Origin of the sequence: Chromohalobacter sp. (genome assembly GCF_039830575.1) — a bacterium.
GTDB classification, from domain to species: Bacteria; Pseudomonadota; Gammaproteobacteria; order Pseudomonadales; family Halomonadaceae; genus Chromohalobacter; species Chromohalobacter israelensis.
This window is the reverse complement of the sequence record NZ_JBDOOX010000013.1, coordinates 16,561-34,611: the sequence shown is the minus strand read 5'-3', so window position 1 is coordinate 34,611 and position 18,051 is coordinate 16,561. Positions and strand designations below refer to the sequence as shown.

Below are 18,051 nucleotides of genomic sequence, written 5' to 3'. Positions count from 1 at the left end.
GACAGACGCTTGAAAAGCGAGCCTGCCGCATCGACATGCGGTTGCCGCCCCTGGTGTATTGCGTACAATACGCCTCCCCTCGGGAACAACGCTCTATCCTACACGCCAACATGACTCATGCCGGAGGCTGCAGTGACGGAAAAATCAGGCAATGACACGCTCTCTCGGGCCCGCCGATTTTCCGTGGCCCCGATGATGGATTGGAGTAAAGGCTGACAACCACGCCTTTTAAGAGCCACTAGTGACAAAATCGTGACGACCATTTTCTTATTCTCCCCCTCGGGGCGTCGCTTTAGTCACAACCGACGTGGGAATCTTCCTCTACTCGATCCCTCCCACTCAAAACGCATCATTTCGCATCAAAATCTTTCGTTGTAAAACCGCCGCAGCATCGCGCAGCGGCAGGGCTCGAGTCGAGATGCAACGTTGCATCATTTCTGACCCATTTAGCGCGCAGGCGGGGCGGGGAGTCGACGGCGCGCCGCGGGGTGAGAAGTCGGCCCGTCAGAGGGCCAACGCGGCCGCGTGCGAAGCGCATCGCGAAAATCCGGCCGGAAGGGTAGGTGGATTCCTGCGCGCCCTACACGGGCGCCTAAAGCGCGCACAAAAAAGCCGCCCGGAGGCGGCTGGTCAACGTGGCATGTCGATCACATCGCGGGGCCTGGATCGCCCCCGGCGCCGCTGAGGTCATACTCCCGGAACCGGATCACCTGCTCCCCCACTAGGTCGTTGATCTCTTCGAAGACGGCTTGCAGCGGCTCGAGCTCGTTGGTAACGAAGACTCTGGCCGCCTTCTCCACGTCGCCGAATCCGCCGACGTTATTGGGCATCACGCCCATCAGCTGGGGCGGTACGCGGTGGCTGGCGAGGGTATCGTCGCGGGTTTCCTGCTTGATGCCGGCGAATTCGTCTTTGGCGGCGACCTCGCTGATGGGGATGATCTGTACGCCATCCTTCTTGCCGCCCGGCGAGTGAAGGAACAGGTTGCGGAAGTTGCCGACGCCCTTGGAGTTGCGCAGGGCCTCGCGCATGGCATCGATGTCTTCCTGGTTCTGCGCGGTATCGGAGACGTACATCACAAAGCCGGCATGACTACCGTTCAGGTAGTACTTGCGGCGGAACAAGGTAGCGTTTTCGTTGAGCAGGATCGACTGCAGCGCGCCGAGGTAGTCCGGCACGCCGTAGATCTCTTGGTTGATGTCAGGTTCCATCAGGTGGATCACCGAATCGCGCTCGAATTCGCTGGCCACCTGCCAGGATGTCACCCACCAGTACTGCCCTTCTTCGACGCCCCGGCGCACGTACTTGGCCCGCGCCGGCCGCAATGCCAACAGCCGCCCAAGGCGCCCATACACCCGCTCGATGTACGCATTGCCGAACACCAGGTAATCGGTGACCAGGGCGCGGAACGCCTGCCGGCTCAGTAGTCGATGCGGAATGAACGATCGCGACAGGATGTTGCGCTTCACCTGCAAGCTGGAGCCGTGATGCGCCGTCGCGCGATACACCTTGGCCAGCGCTGGCAGATCCACCGGCGGTTCGTACCAGCGCGCCGTTAGCATCCAGCAGCCGGTGTAGAGGAAGTCGGCCAGATCCGTCACCGGAACCGGCTCGCCGAAGGTAAACGCCTCGGTCCGCGCCGGGGCCGGCGACGCCTCCGCCGCCGGCTCGGACTCGGACAGGGTCGCCGGCACACGCATGCGTGGTTTGTCGGCCGTGATCATTCGGACATCTCCATGATGGCGCCGCCGCGCTCGCCCTCGGCGAGCACGTCGATGGGTTCGTTGTTGAGAGCGTGCATCGTCGCCCACGCCAAGTCGGCGTGGCCGGTCTGGGCGTTGCGCCCGGCGGTGAAGGTGAATTGGCGGCCGCTCGCGGTCAGCTCGCGGCGAATGGCGGTGAACGACTGAGCGATGATCACGTCGCGGCTATCGAACTCGAGACGCCCCCGCTCGATGATGTGCTGGGCCTGGCGCACCAGCGCCGCCTTGCTGTCCGGCGTATAGCGATAGCGCGTCACGCGAGGGAAGAACTTGGCGACCAGCTGCGCCACCGCCTCGCCCATGCCATTGATATCGACGCCGATGAACTGGACGTTGTAGCGCCGCGTCACCTGCTCGATGAATGCGGCTTGCTCTTCGTAGTCCTGCCCTTTGATGCGGTGATGCTCGAGGATCCGGTGGCGGTCGTTGCGATTCTTCGCCGGTGCCAGCACGACGAGCCCCGCGCCGTCGCCGTCCAGGTTGTCCCCCGCCGGGTCGTATCCCAGCCACACCGGCTTGTCGCCGAACGGGCGCGCGGCGAAAGGCTTCCAATCGCGCCAAATGTCCCAGCTATCCACCATGCAGCGCTGCATGGTCATCATCGGGAACGCCGACTGCGAGTCGTCGACGAACTCGCACATCAAGAGGTTGGCGAATTCCTCGTCGCTGTATTCCAGCCGCAACTGGTCGAGATCGAAAAGATCGCAGCCCCCGGCGATCGCGTCCTCGATGGTCACGATCTGACGCCACTGGCCATCGGCACAACGCGCCCCGCCCTTCAGTGCGGCGTGGCTGACGTCGATCTCGACGCGCTCGCCCTTCTTGCGACGCTTGTTGAAACGCTCGCCCGTCCAGAACGGATAGGCCTCATGCACCACCGAAGACGGCGTGCTGAAGTAGGTTTGCTTCCACTTCTTGTGCATCGCCATCCCGCTGGTCACCTTGCGGAACTGCTCGAAGCCGTTGATCCAGAAGTATTCGTCGAGATAGGTGTCGCCGTGGTAGCCCTGCGCGGTCTTGGCGTTCGTCCCCAGGAAGTGAAGCTCGGCGCCGTTGGCCAAGACGATGGGATCGCCCTTCAGCTCAACACCGGTGGTCTCCTTCACGAACTGCACGATGTAGTTCTTGAAGATGTGCGCCTGCGCCTTGCTCGCTGACATGAAGACCTTGTTCTTGCCGGTCTCCAGGGCATCGGCAATGGCCTCGCGCGCGAAGTACCAGGTCGCGCCGATCTGGCGTGACTTGAGCAAGTTGCGAATGCGCTCGTGCTGACCGGCGCGGTACCAGGCACGCTGGTAATCGAACAGCGAGGCCTCGAACGCTTCCACGATCTGGATCACGCCCTCGTCGCCAACATCGTTGCGCGCGGGCTTGCGCTTCTCGCCAGCGTTGCGCCGCTCGATGTTCGGGTTGAGGTCGCTTTCCTTGCCCGAGCCCTCGTATTTGTGGACCCGCGCCAGGCGCTCGACCTGGCGCCCCAGGAGATCCAGCTCCTTGAAGTCCTTGCCCTCCTTCGCGTCCTTCCAGATCAGCTGAACCATGCGCGCCTCGAGCGCACCCTCGATGCGCTGGGTCGGCGAGGCGTCGTCCCACGCTTCGCGCTGTTTCCAGCTCGCGATCGTGCCGCGGGGCAAGTCGAGGAATTCGGCAATTCGGGAAATGCGCCACCCCATCCAGTAGAGGTGACGGGCGCTCAAGCGGTGGCTATCGGCCCCATCCAGCGAGGCATCGACATCCTGAGGCGATTCGGAGGAAGAAGACGGTCGTTTCATGCGGCCAGCGTACCGGCGCCAATCCGCTTGGCCTTGGAGCGCGGCTTGTCGACGCGCGTCCTACAACGCCCCGTCGTTGAGCGTGTCACGCCTAGCGCGGAACCTGACGCCCATACGAATTCCGTACCCCGAGGGCACTTCATGAAATGGTTCCGCATCGCGACCGAGGGCGCGACGACCGACGGCCGCAACATCAGCGCCGCCTGGCTGCAACAGATGGCCGACAACTTCGATCCCGATACCTACGGCTGCCGGATCAATCTGGAGCACATGCGCGGCATGCTGCCCGACGGGCCGTTCAAGAGTTACGGCGACGTCACCGCGCTGAAGACCCAGAAAGGCGAGGACGGCAAGCTCCAGCTGCACGCGGCCATCGATCCCACCGACGAGTTGAAGGCGCTCAACGACAAGCGCCAGAAGGTCTACACATCGATGGAAGTCGATCCCAACTTCGCGGACACAGGCGAGGCGTATCTCGTCGGCCTGGCCGTCACCGACTCCCCCGCCTCGTTGGGTACCCAGATGCTGCAGTTCGCCGCCGGCGCGGGTAGCGAGTCACCGCTGGCCGGACGCAAGCAACGCCCCGACAACCTGTTCACCGCCGCCGTCGAGACCGAGTTCGACTTCAGCACCGAGCCACCGACAGATTCCGGCCCGTCGCTCACCGAGCGCGTCAAGGCGCTGTTTCGCAGGCACGACGCCAAGACCGCCCATGGGTTCAGCGCATTTCGCGACGAACTCGAGCAAACGCTGGGCCTGTTCGTCGAGAAGCATCAAGCGCTGGCCGACGATCTCAGCGTGCGCCCCAGCGCTCAGGCCTTCAACGATCTCAAGGACGCGCACAACGACCTGCAACAGCGCTTCGACGAGCTCTTCCAGCGCCTCGACAACACGCCGCGCCATACACAACGCCAACGCGCCACCGGCGACGACGGCACCATCGAAACCGACTGCTGAGGAACCCCGACGCTCATGCGCAACGATACCCGCAAGGTCTTCAACCAATACGCCCAGCGGCTCGCCCAGATCAATGGCGCTCCGAACGCGTTCTCGACGTTCGATGTCGATCCGTCGGTGCAGCAAACGTTGGAAACCAAGATCCAGGAATCCAGCGAGTTCCTGAATCGCGTCAACATGGTCGGCGTGCGCGACATGATTGGTGAAAAGCTGGGGCTCGGCATCAGCGGCCCCATCGCCGGGCGCACCGACGTCAGCCAGCGTGACCGCAATCCCAGCGATCCTACTCAGCTGGACGAGCACGAATACCGCTGCCAATCCACCGAGTTCGATACCTTCCTGAGCTGGGCCAAGCTGGACGCCTGGGCCAAGTTCCCGGACTTTCAGGCCCGCGTGCGCGATGCCATCGTTCGCCAGCAAGCGCTCGACCGGATCATGATCGGGCTCAACGGCACTCGCGCCGCCAAACAGACCGACCGCACCAAGAATCCGATGCTCGAGGACGTGAACGTCGGCTGGCTGCAGCAGTACCGCGCCAACGCCGCCGCGCGCGTGGTCGATGGCGTACAGATCGGCAAGGGGCAGGAGTTCCAGAACCTCGACGCCTTGGTGTACGAGGCGGTCAACTCCCTCATCGATCCGTGGTACCGCGACAACACCGACCTCGTCGCCATCGTCGGCCGCTCACTGATGACCGACAAGTACCTGCCCAAGATCAATGAATGGGAGCAGCCCACGGAGTCCCGCGCCCTGGACCTGATCATGGCTGCCAAGCGCTTCGGCGGGCAGAACGCCATGCAGGTGCCATTCATGCCGGACAACGCCATCTTCATCACCTCGACCGAGAACCTCTCGATCTACTGGCAGGAAGGCTCGCGCCGTCGCCACCTGGTCGAGAAGCCGGAGCGCAAGCGCATCGTCAATTACGAATCCAGCAACGATGCCTACGTGATCGAGGATTACGGCTTCGGCTGCCTGATCGAGGGCATCGAGTTCGCCGATGCGGACAGCACCGATGCCGGCACCACCGATACCAGCGGTAGCGGGGCGTAACGATGGTCAGTTCCATTCGCCGCCACTTCGAACGCGTCAGCGCCGCCCAGGCGGCGCGTGAAGCCGGTGACGCGCCCATGCAGGGCGACGAGTACCACCTCATGCAAGCCAAGCTCTTCGAGGACTACCGCCGCCTGAAAAGCGTCAAGTCGGTCGAGCGCAAGGTGGCCATCAAGCGCGAGATCCTGCCCGACTACGCGGCCTACGTGGACGGTGTGCTCGAAGCTGGCCAGGGCGCCCAGGATGAGGTCGTCATGCGCGTCATGCTCTGGCGCATCGACATCGGGGATATCGAGGGTGCCCTGACCATCGGCCGCTATGCCCTGCGTCATGGGCTCGAACCCGGCGACCAGTTTCAGCGCTCCACCGCCGCGATTCTCGTGGAGGAAGCCGCCGATCAAGCGCTCGCCCTGGGCGACGACGACGCCACGCTGCTCGAGGGGCTCCGGGAGATCGAGCGCCTCACCGAGGGCGCGGACATGCACGACCAGATCCGCGCGAAGCTGCACAAGGCCCTAGGGAACGCCTATCGCGCCGACCACCAGGCCGAGGCCGCGCTGACGCACTTTCGCCGGGCACTGGCGCTCAACGACCGCGCGGGCGTCAAGAAAGACATCGAGCGCCTCGAGCGCGAGATCAAGCAACACGGCCAGTCCGCTGGCTGATACCGAGTCGACCGCCGACGCCAGGGGGCACGCCGGTGAAGGAAAGCCCAGCGCTTCCCCGGAACCGTCGTCCACCCCCTGTTTAACCGGGAGCCCGCATGAGCAGCTTCATCGCCACCGGTAATGCCGGGAACCGTGCCGCCGAGCCCATCGAGAACAACGGCTTCTGGCCCGCGATCGATCCGGCGGAGTTTCGCGAGACCAACCGCATCGACTCCACCGTGACGCCGCCCCGCGTGCAGGATGCCTTGCTCACCGCGATGGCCACCACCAACCGGGTGCTTCGCCACTGGCAGGCCAGGCAGATCGCCGAGGGATATTCTCGTGCGGACGATGTACCGGCATCCGACTGGCAGCCGCCTGGCACCTACCCCGCACTCTACAAGCGAGCCGTGTTCGCCGAGGCGCATGCACGCATCCTCGAACGCTACCGCGATTACGACGCCACCGCCTCGACACGCGACCGTGGCGACCTCAACGAGTACACAGGCGAAAGCTATCGTCGCGATGCCGCCTGGGCGATCAGCGAGATAGAGGGCCGGCCCCATAGCACGGTCGAGTTGATATGAGCCGCATCGTCCATGCGCGACAGGGCGACACGCTCGATGCCATTTGCTATCGCGTCTACGGCACCACCGCCGGCGTCACCGAACGCGTGCTGAGGGCCAATCCCGGCCTCGCCGAACACGGCCCCGTCCTGCCCCATGGCACCCCCGTCACGCTGCCAGACATCACCCAAACGCCCAGCCGCGCGCCGACCGTGCAGCTCTGGGACTGACTTTCCAACGCTCCGAGGACCGCATGGCACACCCCCTCGACATTACCACCGAGAGCGCCAAGGTTGCCCCGCCGGCGTTCGTCTCCGCGCTGCACATGGGCGGCATGACGCCGGCCGACTGGGTGACGGCCCTCACCTTGCTCTACCTGGCGCTACAGATCGGGCTGCTGATTCCGCGCTACGTGCGCAAGTGGAAGCGCTGGAGGAACCGCGATGAGTCTTAAACACCGAATCGTCATCGGCGGAGCCGCCGGCGCGCTCAGCCTGGCCACCGCCGTCGTCTCCCAGTTCGAGGGCTACCACCCCTCGGCCTACCGCGACCCCGTGGGCATTCCGACCATTTGCTACGGACACACCGGTGACGTCGACATGGGTCAGACGCTCAGCCGTGCCGAATGCAAGGAACTGCTCGCGGAGGATCTCGGCGACGCGTTCGACGCCGTCGATCGGCACGTCGATACCGATCTCCCACCGGCGCGACGCGCGGCCCTGGCCTCGTTCGTCTACAACGTCGGCGAAGGGAAATTCGCCCGCTCGACACTGCTGAAGCGACTCAATGCCGGCAAGGTGCGCGCCGCTTGCGACGAGCTCGACCGCTGGGTCTACGCCAAGGGCCGAAAGCTGGGCGGATTGATCAAGCGCCGAGCCGCTGAACGCAAGCTGTGCCTGCGGGGACTCGATCCATGACCGCACTGCTGGGGCGCGCTCTCGGCGCCATACCGCTCAAGGTATGGCTGGTGCTGCTCGGCGTCGGAGTGGTCGGCGCCGGCGGCTGGATGGCGTGGCAGGAATACCGCACCGCGCTGGCCGAAGCAGCCAGCGCCCGGCAGGCGCTCGACACCGCCCGGGCCGAAAGCGCCCAACGCCAGATGGTCATCGACGCACTATGGCGCAACGCCCAGCGCCTCGAGGACCAGCGCCGGCAACTGGCCGAGACGCAAACCGACCTCACCCGCACTGCCTCCAACCGTCTTGCACACATCCAGGAACTACAGCATGAAAACGCTCGGATTCGCCGCTGGGCCGACACTCGCTTGCCTGACGCTATTGGCCGGATGCGCGACCGCCCCGCCGTCACCGGCGCCGATGCTTACCGTGAAGCGCTGCCCGACACCGAGTCCGTGCACGCTTCCGGCCAGCCATCCGACAACCAACGGTGAGCTGAACCTTCAGCTCGAACGCACCGAGGCCGCCTGGGCACAATGCGCCGCCCAGGTGGACGCCATCATCCAGTGCCACGAGGAAACCGATGCGCAAACTCACCGCCCTGCGTCAGCACCTGATTGACGCCAATCCCCTCTTGGCCCGCGATCCCGGCCGTCTTCTCACCTTCATCGAGGACGGGCACGCACAATTCGCGCGAGGCCGCAGTCTCTCCCACGGGCTGGCCTACACCGCGCAACTGGTATTGACCGATTACGCGGGAACGCTGGATGCCGTCATGCTGCCGCTTCTCGACTGGCTATCCGTCTACCAGCCGGATCTGGCCGCCGAACAGGCCGTCTCCTTCGAGGCCGAGATCCTCAACCATGACGCCATCGACCTCGCCCTGCGCGTCCAACTCACCGAGCGCGTCGTCGTCGACCGGGATTGTGCCACCGGCCAGTTGACGGCCGAGCACCGGATGCCCGCGTTTCCACGCGAGGAATGCCCCGACACGCATTGGCGACTGCTGACCAAGGGGCCCGGCGATGCCGAACCGGCGCTCGCCGCCGAATGGAACGGTCCGGGAGGCGGCGATGGCGCGTGACGATCTGCAACGACTCGACGATTGGCTCGCCCCTCTGCTTGCCCGGCTCAGCGCGCACGAACGCCGGCGCCTGGCCCGCGTGGTGGCCACCGATTTGCGACGCTCCCAGCGCGAACGCATCAAACGTCAGGAAAACCCGGACGGCAGCGACTACGCGCCTCGCCGCTCTCGAGACCGGCAAGGCGCGATTCGGCGCAACGCCATGTTCTCCAAGCTCCGCACCGCCAAGTACCTGCGCATACGCAGCTCGGCGGATGTCGCCACGGTCGGGTTCTTCGGCCCAGTGGCCAGCATTGCCCGCACCCACCAATACGGCCTGCGCGACCGTGTCACCGAGAACGGGCCCCGCGTGGAATACGCCCGACGCGAGCTGCTCGGGTTCGCCGGTCCGGACAGGGAGCGTGTCGCCCACTTGGTGCTCGACCACTTGTCCGAGGATTTCTAGGGTCCGCGCTTACAACGTCCGCCGCTGGCCGCACACCTCGACACGCGCAAGCATGGCGGCATGCAAAACGTCGCCGAACTTCTCCGACTGATTCACAACCTGATCCGCCTGGGCACCGTCGACCAGGTCGATCACGACGCCGCGCGGGTGCGCGTCATCTCCGGCGAGCTGGTGACCGACTGGCTGCCCTGGATCGAGGGCCGCGCCGGCTCGACGCGCGACTGGGATCCGCCAACCGAAGGCGAGCAGGTCATCGTCTTTTCGCCCGGCGGCGATCCGGCGGCAGGTGTGGTGCTCACTGGCCTTTACCGCCGCGCGCATCCTGCGCCAGCCAACTCCAGCGATGTTTGGCATCGCGTGTTTCCCGATGGCGCTGTCCTGGAGTACGACCACGCGGCACATCACCTGCGGGCCTCCCTGCCCGGCTCTGCCGGCCTGACCGCGAGTGGTGACGTCACGGTCTCCGTCGGCGGCGCCATCGAAGCGACGACTGAATCGACCCTCACCGCCACGGCCGCCGGCGGCGCGACGATCAACGCCAACACTGTCATCAACGGCAACCTGACGCTGAATGGCAACCTCAGCCAGCCCGCCGGCAAAAAGGCGACGATGGACGGCGACGTGGCATTCAAAGGTGCCGTGACCAGCAACGGCAAGGACATCAGCTCCAAGCACGCCCACGACAAAGTCGAGCCCGGTAGCGGTACATCAGGGGAGGTCATTTGATGCCTGGCATGTCGCGCACCACCGGCCAGCGTCTCGACTCGCTCGAGCACCTCCGGCAATCCATCGTCGACATCCTGACCACGCCACTGGGCTCGCGCGTGATGCGCCGCGACTACGGCTCGCTGCTGCCCGAACTCATCGACCAGCCGCTGAACGGCGCCACGGCTCTGCGCGCTTACTCGGCCACCGTCGTCGCGCTGATGAAGTGGGAGCCGCGTGTCCGCGTGACGCAGATCACCCGCATCGTATCCACCACGCGCCCCGGGCGTTTCGACCTGCGCATCGCAGGGCGACGCGTCGACACTGGTGATGACGTGGCCATCGACGTCTCATTGGGGGCCACCGCATGAGCTCCCCCATCGACCTTTCCCAGTTGCCCGCGCCGGATGTCGTCGAAGAACTCGATTACGAGGACATCCTCGCCGAGCGCAAGGCACGGCTGATCGAGCTGACGCCGGAGGATGAACGCGCAGACGTCGCGGCCACCCTCGAGCTCGAATCCGAGCCGGTCACCAAGCTGTTGCAGGAAAACGCCTACCGGGAAATGACCTGGCGCCAGCGCGTCAACGAAGCCGCGCGCGCCACCATGCTGCCCTACGCCAGCGATACGGATCTCGATAACCGCGCCGCCGACACCAACACCCAGCGTTTGATGATCGACCCCGGTGACCCGAATGCCACCCCGCCGGTCGATCCCACCTACGAGAGAGACAACGCGCTCAGGCTGCGCACTCAGGAAGCCTGGGAGGGACTCGCTCCCGGTACGGCTCCGGGATACGAGTACACCGCGCGTAGCGCTGACGGGCGGGTGCGCGACGTACGCTGCTTGTCACCGGAGCCGGCCGACATTCGCCTCGTTGTGCTCTCCCACGAAGGTGACGGCACAGCAAGCCCTGAGCTGCTGGATATCGTCGACACCGCCGTGCATACCGAAGAAGGCCATATCATGGGCGACCGGGTTATGCCCGTCTCCGCCGAAATCATCGACTACCGGATCGACGCCCGACTCCAACTCTACGATGATGCATCGCCCTCCAAGGATCTCGTGCTCGACGAAGCACGCCGCCGCCTCGACGCCTTCGTGACCATGTTGCATCGCCATGGCCGACCGCTTGGCGTCTCGCTCTACACCGATGCCATTACCGGCGTGCTGCATGTCCCCGGCGTGATGCATGTCGACCTACTCTCGCCCGCCGACCACCTCCTCATCGGGCCGCATCAGTCTTTGCGTTGTACCGGTAGCCAGATTGCGCTGGGAGGCACTGATGAATGACCGTTTCTCGCTGCTGCCCCCGAATGCCAGTGCCCTGGAACGCGCCGCCGCCGAGGCACTGGCCGAGATCGAGCGTGTGGGGATTCCGATTCGCGACCTGCACGACCCCTGGCGCTGCCCTGCACGCCTACTGCCTTATCTCGCATGGTCGCGCTCCGTCGACCGTTGGGACGCCAGTTGGCCGGAGGCCACCCAGCGGAAAGTCATTGCGGATTCGTTCTATGTGCACCGGCTCAAGGGGACGCCCGCTGCGTTACGGCGCATTGTCGAGCCACTGGGCTACGTCATCGAGTTCGTGCCATGGCACGAGATGGACCCACCCGGCCCACGCGGCACGTTCGCCCTACGCATCGGGGTCGAGGACCGGGGCATCGACGAACAGACATATTTCGAGATGACGCGGCTGATCGACGCCGCCCGGGCCGAGGGACGGCACATCACCGGCCTCAGCATTGAGGTAAGCACTGATCTCGCCCTATACGCCGGGGCTATGAGCACCGACGGCGACATCCTGGACGTCTATCCCTGGGAGACACACGACATCGACGTCGCCGTACTCTCCCACCAAGCAACGGCCATCGTCGGCGGCACCGACACACTGGAGGTTTCAATCAATGGTTGATGCGGATACGCAGTTCGGCGGGTTCCTGACCCAGCTCGGCATCGCCAAACGCGACAACGCCGTCGCTCGCGGCACCGAGTGGGAAATCACCGACATGGTGGTCGGTGACGGCGGCGGCGAAGTGCCCACGCCCGACACGTCACAGGAGGCACTCATACACGAGGTCTACCGTGCCTCCCTCAATGCGCTCTACAAGGATCCCGTAAATCCGGGCGTGCTGATCGCCGAGCTGGTGATGCCACCGGACACCGGCGGATGGTGGGTACGTGAGCTCGGATTGCTCGACGCCGACGGTGACCTGGTTGCCATCGCCAACTGTGCGCCTAGCTACAAGCCCCTGCTGCAACAAGGCAGCGGACGCGACCAGACCGTGCGCATGCGCGTGATCACCAGCGCCATCGAGCAGGTCAAACTGCGTATCGATCCCACGGTGGTACTCGCCAGCCGGCAGTATGTCGACAGCGCAATTGACGAGCACGCCCAAAGCCGGGATCACCCGGATGCCACGACGACGCAACGCGGCTTCGTCAAGAAAGCGACCCGGGACGCGACGCGCCAGCGCTCGAGCACCGCCTCGGTGGTCACGCCAGGCGGCCTGGATGGCGCCATGGCGGACCACGAGAACGCCTCGGCGGCACACCGCGCCTCGCAAATCACTTTAGACAAGGCCCTCGACGTCTTCGGCGATGCCGATACCGTGCAGGCGGTGCTGGCCCTCCTGGGCGCGGCGGCCAAAGCCGCGAACCACAACGACATTGACGGCCGTGACAGTTCAGACGCGCATCCCATGAGCGCCATTTCCGGGCTGAACGCTGCCCTCGAGGCACTCGACCAGGCGATCGGCACCAAGCCCAACCGCGACCAGGTCGTCCGGGCGGACAAGGCGTCGCAAATCGACGTCGGCCGTGGCGTGGTGATGATCGAAAACCACGACCAGGACAACGCGGACGGCGCCGGTCTTACCTTCCGCACGACCGACAATCCCGGCGACGGATCACCGGAAAACGTGGGGGCGATCCTCGCCATCCGCTCCAGCGGTGACGCGCTGCGCCTATGGGTCGGCCAGTCGGTGACCTCGACCGGCGATAACGACTTCGAGACCCGCAACCTCAAGGCATTCGGCACCATCAGCGGTAACGGATCGGGCCTGAATGGCGTCAACGCCGACACGGTCGATGGCTGGCACCGGGACCGTATCCGCCAATGGGGCAACATCACCGGCAAACCGGCCACGGCAACAAGATGGCCGCGATGGAGCGAAGTCAGTGGAAAGCCGGACCTCACCCAAAACACCGGGTCGGGGCAAGTCGGCACATACGGCATGTTCGTGGCACGCGGCGGTGCGACTACTCCAGGTCATACAACATCAGGTAGTGCCCTGCGCTGGTCGAACTGTGCGGGCAACAGGAATAACGGCCGCGCCCCTTCGGGTACCTGGCGCCTAATGGGCTCCCTGGCTGAAGGCGACCGGGACGCGGAATCCTCGAATTCGACCGCGATTTATCTAAGGATTGCGTGATGGAAAACGTTGACGCCCTCGACTACCGCGCCCCAGCGCTGAACGCATCCGGTGGCATCGACTGCGAGATCGACCACCCGGACTACGGCTGGATTCCCTTCACCGCATCGCCCGACGATGACGAGCCCGCCGGCCAGGCTCTCTACCGTCGAATCGTCGAAAGCGAAGGCGACCTGGAAACCTACCGGGAACCCCTGGGCGACCTCGCCGCCCGCAAACGTGACGAGATCGAAGCCGCACGCGACGACGCCATCGCCGGCGGGTTCGAGCACACCTTCGGCGACAAGACGGACATCGTACAAACCCGGGAACGGGACAGGGAGAACATCACCCGGCTGGCCGTCAGCGCCCAGCGCAAGCCGGACGCCATCTTCCCGTTCCGCGCCGCCTCGAACACGGAGTACCAGCTGACGGCGGACGAAATGCTCGCGCTACACGATGCCGAACAGGCACGCGTGAGCGAGCAGTACCGCAGAAGCTGGGAGCTGAAAGCGCGTCTGGAACAGGCGCTCGAGGCCGAGGACCGGGCGGGGATCGAGGCGGTGGAGTGGTAGCCAACCATTACGATCTACGGCACGGTGTTCCTGACTGTATAGGAGGACACGATGGACACCGATCTCGTCATTACCTTCACTCAACAACAAACCCACTGGCTAGGCCTGACAGCCAATCAATGGATCTCGTTTGTGGCTGCGATCATTACGTTTGGCATCATGATCGCAGCCCTTATGCAATGGCGGTCCAATATCAAGACACATAAACAATCACATATGCCTTTCCTGAAAAGCTATGTGAGCCACCCAGATCCTGAAAGAGGAAAAGAAGGATACCTATCACTCACCAATAGTGGTCTGGGCCCAGCTTTGCTGCAGGAAATCAACGTTTTAAGAAATGGAGAAAATATTGAAGGGAGTCTCCAAGTCACCTGTGAAAACTTAGTGAGACACATTGGAGAGCAAGCCCGGATTCCTCTTAAAGTCACAAGACGCTTTCAGTATCAACTCGGGCACCCAATCGGGCGAGATGAAACCATATATCTCGTAAAATTCGACATCAAGGGAGCTGGGGAAAGTGATGCGGTAGAAGAAGCGCTTAGAGACCAAGGTATCCAACTCCATGTGGTATACCTTGATATGTTTGATCAGCGACATGAAATACTAGACCCCAAGCCAGAACGTTCCTTGTGATCTACGCCTACTCCTCACGGGATTTTCGTGCGGCACCTCTATCGCGCGGCCTGATCAGGCCGGTGTCTCACGACACCGGCCCGTTTCATCCCCTCACGTATTATCGTGCGTCGGCCCCTGGCCATTGGCCTTGCAAGAATCAATGCCGTTGTCGCGAGCTTGCGCCGACGAGTACATCTCGCTGGTACCAATCACCTCCCCATTCCCAGCCTTGAGCACGAAGTAGGGGCTGTTATTGATCGCCGTGCGACGATCGTAGCGATTGTCATGGGGACTATTGGTCCGGCACGAATCGATACCATTTTCGGCCCCTTGCTTCGAGGCATACGTCTCGCTGCTCAGGATCACCTCGTGATTCCCTGCCTTGAGCGTGAAGTGGTACTGGCCTTGCGCGTTCTTCTTCAGGTCGTAATAGCCGGGCATGACGTTCTCCTCTCGATACCCTTCGGACGACATGGGGAACGCCATCACGCGGCGAAGGCGTATCCCCAACCTCGCCTACAGGTGTAGTCGTTTGTGTTACACAATGCCACTTGGCTAATACAGAAAATAACGACACGCCCGCTGTGCGTCCCGGTAAAGCTCCACGCTACGGCTGTTCTCGATAGCCGGGTGCTGAACGCTACTACAGTTGCCAAGCGGTGTAGGTCAAGGCGGTAACTCAATCAGTAGGAGTCTTCAGAGTGAGGTGGCCCGCCGGAGGGCGGGCTTTATTATTTCGAGGGCTCAAGGTCAAGCTTTAAGTAAACAATTTCTGGTACATCAAATATTGACTCGAGTTCATTGAGATATTGATTCCCATCACCCACATTTCCTCGGCCTGCACTTAGGTCATCGCTAAGATTATTAAGGTACTGGTACCCTTTAAACACCTGATTACTGCAGGGTAGCAATTTAATCTTTGCCAGATAACGATACCCAGGAATAGCGCGCTTGGCCACAATCATCCTTGCAGCAAGGAGGTTTAGCCTTTCCGACAAATCTCGCTGATTTTTCATATTAAGAATATCCCGTTTACACTCAAGCAGGGCATGTTGAACTTCTCCCAATTCAATTTTGAAAGCGACAATAGGATCGATCACAAACCTCACGACCCACTGACCGATGACATAAACGAGAACACCCGCAAAAATAGTCCAAAAAATATCCATAACCCCTCGCTGTTGTTTCATCCTGTTCTACAACCCCAACCACTCGCCCCATTCTACCAGCCCCGACACCATGAATGCCTGATAGCCCCGTTTCCCTGATCAGGACGTCTCATGGCACTCGACCAATACCATCACGGGGTGCGCGTCTCCGAAGTCAATGACGGTACCCGCACCATCCGCACCGTTTCCACGGCGGTCATCGGCGTGGTCTGCACCGCCGAGGATGCCGACGACACCACATTCCCCCTCGACCGCCCGGCGCTGGTCACCAATGTCGATACCGCCATCGGCAAGGCCGGCACCCAGGGCACGCTGAAAGACACCCTCACCATGATCGGCCAGCAGTCCAAGCCGGTCATCGTAGTGGTGCGCGTGGCCGAGGGCATCGACGACGAGGAAACCACCGCCAACGTCATCGGCACCACCACCGCAACCGGACAGCGTACCGGCCTGCAAGCGCTGCTCACCGCCAAGCAAAAGCTGGGCGTGACACCACGCATCATCGGCGTGCCAGCGCTGGACACCCAGCCGGTGGCCACCGCCCTGGTACCGGTGCTGCAACAGCTGCGCGCCTTCGGCTACGTCTACGCCCACGGCTGCGAGACCATCACCGACGTGACCGCGTATCGCGACCAGTTCGGCGCGCGGGAATTGATGGTGATCTGGCCGCAGTTCGAGGCGTTCGATACCGATGACGCCGCCACGGTCACGGTCAGCCCCGTCGTCGTCGCGCTCGGCCTGCGCGCAAAGCTCGACCAAGAGGTCGGCTGGCACAAGACCCTTTCCAACGTCGTGGTCAACGGCGTCACCGGGATCGACCGCGACGTGTTCTGGGATCTGCAATCGCCCAACACCGACGCCGGCATCCTCAACGCTGCCGACGTCACCACGCTGATCAACCAGGGCGGTTACCGCTTCTGGGGCTCGCGCACCTGCGCCGGACCGGAATCCCTGTTCCCCTTTGAAAACTATACGAGGACGGCTCAGATTCTCGCCGACACGGTCGCCGAGTCGCACCTGTGGGCGGTCGACAAGCCGCTTCACGCCTCGCTCGCGCGGGACATCATCGAAGGCGTCAACGCCAAGTTTCGCGAGCTCAAGAACCTGGGGCTGATCGTCGACGGCGCGGCCTGGCTGAACGAAGACCTCAACACCGAGACCTCCCTCAAGGCCGGCAAGCTGCGCATCGATTACGACTACACGCCGGTGCCGCCGCTCGAGGACCTGGGCTTCCAGCAGCGCATCACCGATTCGTATCTCGCCGACTTCGCCGAGCGCGTCGCGGCCACCGCCTGAACTGACTAGATAGGGACCGAGCATGGCACTCCCCAAGAAACTCAAGGACCTGAACCTGTTCAGCAATGGCGATAGCTGGCAGGGCATCGTCCAGGCCGTCACCTTGCCCACCCTCACCCGCAAGATCGAGGAATGGCGCGGCGGCGGCATGGATGGTCCCGTCGGCATCGATATGGGTATGGATGGCCTGCTCACCTGCCAATGGACCGTCGGCGGCCTGGTCGAAAGCATCTTCGACAACTTCGGCACCTCGCGCATCGACGCCGACATGCTGCGCATGACCGGCAGCTATGAGCGCGACGACGTCGACGAGGCCTCGGCGGTCGAGGTCGTCATGCGCGGCCGTCACACCGAGATCGACATGGGCGATGCCCAGTCAGGCGAGAACACCGAACACCAGGTCACCAGCACGCTGAGCTACTACAAGCTGTCGATCGACGGCGCCCCCAAGATCGAGATCGACCTCATCAACCAGGTGTTCAAGGTCAACGGCGAGGACCGCCTCGCGGGCCGGCGCCAGCGCCTGGGTATCTGACTAGGAGTACCCGCATGAATGCTGCTCGCGGTATTTGCTGCGCCCTGCTGACCATCGTTGCTCAGTGGCTCTACGTCACCGGCCTGATCGAGGATTACCCCAGCTGGGTCTATGGCATTCCTGCGGTACTGATTTATTTCATCGCAAGCGGCGCGCTAATGCCGCACCTCTACTGGAGAAAGACCATGGCCCAGGCCAAAGAAAAAGCCACCGCCACCAACGTCAGCGAGCCGATCGAGCTCGACACGCCCATCAAGCGCGGTGAGACCGAGATCAGCGAAGTCACGCTTCGCAAGCCCAGCGCCGGCGAGCTGCGCGGCGTGAATCTCGCCGACGTGCTGCAGATGCAGACCGACGCGCTGATGACGTTGATCCCGCGGCTCTCGAACCCTTCGCTGACCGCGCCCGAAGTGCGCCATATGGACCCCGCCGACCTGGTGCAGTGCGGCGGGGAGGTCGCCGGTTTTTTGATCTCGAAGCGGGCCAAGGGCGAGGACGCATAGCCCTCCCCGCCTCGGTGGAAGATGCGATGGCGGATCTCGCCATCGTCTTCCACTGG

At 63.4% G+C, this 18,051-nt stretch carries 24 protein-coding genes; 20 read left to right on the top strand and 4 right to left on the bottom strand.

The window, feature by feature from the left end:
- Positions 1–647: 647 nt before the first annotated feature.
- Together ABGX75_RS12660 and ABGX75_RS12655 are read right to left on the bottom strand one after the other, a co-directional pair.
- On the bottom strand, positions 648–1,724 hold the full coding sequence (locus ABGX75_RS12660; RefSeq protein WP_347410530.1) for a phage portal protein: 1,077 nt from the start codon (positions 1,722–1,724) through the stop codon (positions 648–650).
- Positions 1,721–3,535: a terminase family protein gene (locus tag ABGX75_RS12655; protein WP_347410531.1), complete on the bottom strand. Its 1,815-nt coding sequence runs from the start codon at positions 3,533–3,535 to the stop codon at positions 1,721–1,723. The genes ABGX75_RS12660 and ABGX75_RS12655 overlap by 4 nt, the downstream gene beginning before the upstream one ends.
- Before the next feature lie 141 nt (positions 3,536–3,676).
- Here ABGX75_RS12655 and ABGX75_RS12650 point away from each other — a divergent pair, with 141 nt between their 5' ends.
- The 17 genes from ABGX75_RS12650 (at position 3,677) to ABGX75_RS12570 (ending at position 14,510) form a co-directional block, all read left to right on the top strand.
- A complete protein-coding gene (locus ABGX75_RS12650) occupies positions 3,677–4,492 on the top strand; it encodes a GPO family capsid scaffolding protein (RefSeq protein ID WP_347410532.1) in 816 nt (271 codons plus the stop codon).
- A gap of 15 nt (positions 4,493–4,507) precedes the next feature.
- Positions 4,508–5,545 (top strand): phage major capsid protein, P2 family, encoded by a 1,038-nt coding sequence (locus ABGX75_RS12645; protein ID WP_347410533.1) that lies wholly within the window; start codon positions 4,508–4,510, stop codon positions 5,543–5,545.
- 2 nt (positions 5,546–5,547) lie between these two features.
- Positions 5,548–6,210, top strand: coding sequence for a phage terminase small subunit (gpM, locus tag ABGX75_RS12640; protein WP_347410534.1), 663 nt, complete (start codon positions 5,548–5,550; stop codon positions 6,208–6,210).
- Between the two features lie 98 nt (positions 6,211–6,308).
- Complete coding sequence (locus tag ABGX75_RS12635; RefSeq protein ID WP_179152195.1) at positions 6,309–6,779, top strand: head completion/stabilization protein; 471 nt, start codon at positions 6,309–6,311, stop codon at positions 6,777–6,779.
- Positions 6,776–6,988: a tail protein X gene (locus ABGX75_RS12630; protein ID WP_179152196.1), complete on the top strand. Its 213-nt coding sequence runs from the start codon at positions 6,776–6,778 to the stop codon at positions 6,986–6,988. The genes ABGX75_RS12635 and ABGX75_RS12630 overlap by 4 nt, the downstream gene beginning before the upstream one ends.
- A 23-nt stretch (positions 6,989–7,011) precedes the next feature.
- On the top strand, positions 7,012–7,212 hold the full coding sequence (locus ABGX75_RS12625; protein WP_179152197.1) for a hypothetical protein: 201 nt from the start codon (positions 7,012–7,014) through the stop codon (positions 7,210–7,212).
- The gene (locus ABGX75_RS12620; protein WP_347410535.1) at positions 7,202–7,675 is read left to right on the top strand and encodes a lysozyme; all 474 of its coding nucleotides are present in this window, start codon (positions 7,202–7,204) and stop codon (positions 7,673–7,675) included. Before ABGX75_RS12625 ends, ABGX75_RS12620 begins: the two co-directional genes overlap by 11 nt.
- On the top strand, positions 7,672–8,148 hold the full coding sequence (gene lysB, locus ABGX75_RS12615; protein ID WP_347410536.1) for an Rz-like lysis system protein LysB: 477 nt from the start codon (positions 7,672–7,674) through the stop codon (positions 8,146–8,148). The genes ABGX75_RS12620 and lysB overlap by 4 nt, the downstream gene beginning before the upstream one ends.
- A gap of 89 nt (positions 8,149–8,237) precedes the next feature.
- A complete protein-coding gene (locus ABGX75_RS12610; protein ID WP_347410537.1) occupies positions 8,238–8,738 on the top strand; it encodes a phage tail protein in 501 nt (166 codons plus the stop codon).
- Positions 8,728–9,183: a phage virion morphogenesis protein gene (locus ABGX75_RS12605; RefSeq protein ID WP_347410538.1), complete on the top strand. Its 456-nt coding sequence runs from the start codon at positions 8,728–8,730 to the stop codon at positions 9,181–9,183. The genes ABGX75_RS12610 and ABGX75_RS12605 overlap by 11 nt, the downstream gene beginning before the upstream one ends.
- A gap of 60 nt (positions 9,184–9,243) precedes the next feature.
- Positions 9,244–9,909: a phage baseplate assembly protein V gene (locus ABGX75_RS12600; protein WP_347410539.1), complete on the top strand. Its 666-nt coding sequence runs from the start codon at positions 9,244–9,246 to the stop codon at positions 9,907–9,909.
- Positions 9,909–10,259 carry a GPW/gp25 family protein gene (locus ABGX75_RS12595; RefSeq protein ID WP_347410540.1) on the top strand — a complete coding sequence of 117 codons (351 nt, stop codon included), beginning with the start codon at positions 9,909–9,911 and terminating at the stop codon, positions 10,257–10,259. Before ABGX75_RS12600 ends, ABGX75_RS12595 begins: the two co-directional genes overlap by 1 nt.
- Positions 10,256–11,182, top strand: a complete 927-nt coding sequence (locus ABGX75_RS12590; RefSeq protein WP_347410541.1) for a baseplate assembly protein — start codon at positions 10,256–10,258, stop codon at positions 11,180–11,182. The genes ABGX75_RS12595 and ABGX75_RS12590 overlap by 4 nt, the downstream gene beginning before the upstream one ends.
- Positions 11,175–11,804 (top strand): phage tail protein I, encoded by a 630-nt coding sequence (locus tag ABGX75_RS12585; RefSeq protein WP_347410542.1) that lies wholly within the window; start codon positions 11,175–11,177, stop codon positions 11,802–11,804. The genes ABGX75_RS12590 and ABGX75_RS12585 overlap by 8 nt, the downstream gene beginning before the upstream one ends.
- Positions 11,797–13,323 carry a phage tail protein gene (locus tag ABGX75_RS12580; protein WP_347410543.1) on the top strand — a complete coding sequence of 509 codons (1,527 nt, stop codon included), beginning with the start codon at positions 11,797–11,799 and terminating at the stop codon, positions 13,321–13,323. Before ABGX75_RS12585 ends, ABGX75_RS12580 begins: the two co-directional genes overlap by 8 nt.
- The gene (locus tag ABGX75_RS12575) at positions 13,323–13,877 is read left to right on the top strand and encodes a DUF4376 domain-containing protein (RefSeq protein ID WP_347410544.1); all 555 of its coding nucleotides are present in this window, start codon (positions 13,323–13,325) and stop codon (positions 13,875–13,877) included. The genes ABGX75_RS12580 and ABGX75_RS12575 overlap by 1 nt, the downstream gene beginning before the upstream one ends.
- 51 nt (positions 13,878–13,928) lie before the next feature.
- Positions 13,929–14,510, top strand: coding sequence for a hypothetical protein (locus ABGX75_RS12570; RefSeq protein ID WP_347410545.1), 582 nt, complete (start codon positions 13,929–13,931; stop codon positions 14,508–14,510).
- Positions 14,511–14,603: 93 nt separating this feature from the next.
- On the opposite strand, the gene ABGX75_RS12565 is transcribed toward ABGX75_RS12570, so the two are convergent.
- Positions 14,604–14,933 (bottom strand): YegP family protein, encoded by a 330-nt coding sequence (locus ABGX75_RS12565; RefSeq protein WP_347410546.1) that lies wholly within the window; start codon positions 14,931–14,933, stop codon positions 14,604–14,606.
- Positions 14,934–15,223: 290 nt separating this feature from the next.
- Positions 15,224–15,661: a hypothetical protein gene (locus ABGX75_RS12560; RefSeq protein ID WP_347410547.1), complete on the bottom strand. Its 438-nt coding sequence runs from the start codon at positions 15,659–15,661 to the stop codon at positions 15,224–15,226.
- A gap of 111 nt (positions 15,662–15,772) precedes the next feature.
- On the opposite strand from ABGX75_RS12560, the gene ABGX75_RS12555 reads away from it, so the two are divergent.
- The 3 genes from ABGX75_RS12555 to ABGX75_RS12545 are packed head-to-tail and all read left to right on the top strand — an operon-like array spanning position 15,773 to position 17,995.
- A complete protein-coding gene (locus ABGX75_RS12555; RefSeq protein ID WP_347410548.1) occupies positions 15,773–16,957 on the top strand; it encodes a phage tail sheath protein in 1,185 nt (394 codons plus the stop codon).
- A 22-nt stretch (positions 16,958–16,979) separates the two neighbouring features.
- Positions 16,980–17,492, top strand: coding sequence for a phage major tail tube protein (locus tag ABGX75_RS12550; protein WP_179152212.1), 513 nt, complete (start codon positions 16,980–16,982; stop codon positions 17,490–17,492).
- 14 nt (positions 17,493–17,506) lie between these two features.
- Positions 17,507–17,995 (top strand): phage tail assembly protein, encoded by a 489-nt coding sequence (locus ABGX75_RS12545; RefSeq protein ID WP_347410549.1) that lies wholly within the window; start codon positions 17,507–17,509, stop codon positions 17,993–17,995.
- Positions 17,996–18,051 lie beyond the last annotated feature (56 nt).

What these genes read in the sequence shown, in the direction of transcription:
- ABGX75_RS12660 (WP_347410530.1), bottom strand. Translation starts at nt 1,724, where the DNA reads ATGATCACGGCCGACAAACCACGCATGCGTGTGCCGGCGACCCTGTCC.
- ABGX75_RS12655 (WP_347410531.1), bottom strand. Translation starts at nt 3,535, where the DNA reads ATGAAACGACCGTCTTCTTCCTCCGAATCGCCTCAGGATGTCGATGCC.
- ABGX75_RS12650 (WP_347410532.1), top strand. Translation starts at nt 3,677, where the DNA reads ATGAAATGGTTCCGCATCGCGACCGAGGGCGCGACGACCGACGGCCGC.
- ABGX75_RS12645 (WP_347410533.1), top strand. Translation starts at nt 4,508, where the DNA reads ATGCGCAACGATACCCGCAAGGTCTTCAACCAATACGCCCAGCGGCTC.
- gpM (WP_347410534.1), top strand. Translation starts at nt 5,548, where the DNA reads ATGGTCAGTTCCATTCGCCGCCACTTCGAACGCGTCAGCGCCGCCCAG.
- ABGX75_RS12635 (WP_179152195.1), top strand. Translation starts at nt 6,309, where the DNA reads ATGAGCAGCTTCATCGCCACCGGTAATGCCGGGAACCGTGCCGCCGAG.
- ABGX75_RS12630 (WP_179152196.1), top strand. Translation starts at nt 6,776, where the DNA reads ATGAGCCGCATCGTCCATGCGCGACAGGGCGACACGCTCGATGCCATT.
- ABGX75_RS12625 (WP_179152197.1), top strand. Translation starts at nt 7,012, where the DNA reads ATGGCACACCCCCTCGACATTACCACCGAGAGCGCCAAGGTTGCCCCG.
- ABGX75_RS12620 (WP_347410535.1), top strand. Translation starts at nt 7,202, where the DNA reads ATGAGTCTTAAACACCGAATCGTCATCGGCGGAGCCGCCGGCGCGCTC.
- lysB (WP_347410536.1), top strand. Translation starts at nt 7,672, where the DNA reads ATGACCGCACTGCTGGGGCGCGCTCTCGGCGCCATACCGCTCAAGGTA.
- ABGX75_RS12610 (WP_347410537.1), top strand. Translation starts at nt 8,238, where the DNA reads ATGCGCAAACTCACCGCCCTGCGTCAGCACCTGATTGACGCCAATCCC.
- ABGX75_RS12605 (WP_347410538.1), top strand. Translation starts at nt 8,728, where the DNA reads ATGGCGCGTGACGATCTGCAACGACTCGACGATTGGCTCGCCCCTCTG.
- ABGX75_RS12600 (WP_347410539.1), top strand. Translation starts at nt 9,244, where the DNA reads ATGCAAAACGTCGCCGAACTTCTCCGACTGATTCACAACCTGATCCGC.
- ABGX75_RS12595 (WP_347410540.1), top strand. Translation starts at nt 9,909, where the DNA reads ATGCCTGGCATGTCGCGCACCACCGGCCAGCGTCTCGACTCGCTCGAG.
- ABGX75_RS12590 (WP_347410541.1), top strand. Translation starts at nt 10,256, where the DNA reads ATGAGCTCCCCCATCGACCTTTCCCAGTTGCCCGCGCCGGATGTCGTC.
- ABGX75_RS12585 (WP_347410542.1), top strand. Translation starts at nt 11,175, where the DNA reads ATGAATGACCGTTTCTCGCTGCTGCCCCCGAATGCCAGTGCCCTGGAA.
- ABGX75_RS12580 (WP_347410543.1), top strand. Translation starts at nt 11,797, where the DNA reads ATGGTTGATGCGGATACGCAGTTCGGCGGGTTCCTGACCCAGCTCGGC.
- ABGX75_RS12575 (WP_347410544.1), top strand. Translation starts at nt 13,323, where the DNA reads ATGGAAAACGTTGACGCCCTCGACTACCGCGCCCCAGCGCTGAACGCA.
- ABGX75_RS12570 (WP_347410545.1), top strand. Translation starts at nt 13,929, where the DNA reads ATGGACACCGATCTCGTCATTACCTTCACTCAACAACAAACCCACTGG.
- ABGX75_RS12565 (WP_347410546.1), bottom strand. Translation starts at nt 14,933, where the DNA reads ATGCCCGGCTATTACGACCTGAAGAAGAACGCGCAAGGCCAGTACCAC.
- ABGX75_RS12560 (WP_347410547.1), bottom strand. Translation starts at nt 15,661, where the DNA reads ATGGATATTTTTTGGACTATTTTTGCGGGTGTTCTCGTTTATGTCATC.
- ABGX75_RS12555 (WP_347410548.1), top strand. Translation starts at nt 15,773, where the DNA reads ATGGCACTCGACCAATACCATCACGGGGTGCGCGTCTCCGAAGTCAAT.
- ABGX75_RS12550 (WP_179152212.1), top strand. Translation starts at nt 16,980, where the DNA reads ATGGCACTCCCCAAGAAACTCAAGGACCTGAACCTGTTCAGCAATGGC.
- ABGX75_RS12545 (WP_347410549.1), top strand. Translation starts at nt 17,507, where the DNA reads ATGAATGCTGCTCGCGGTATTTGCTGCGCCCTGCTGACCATCGTTGCT.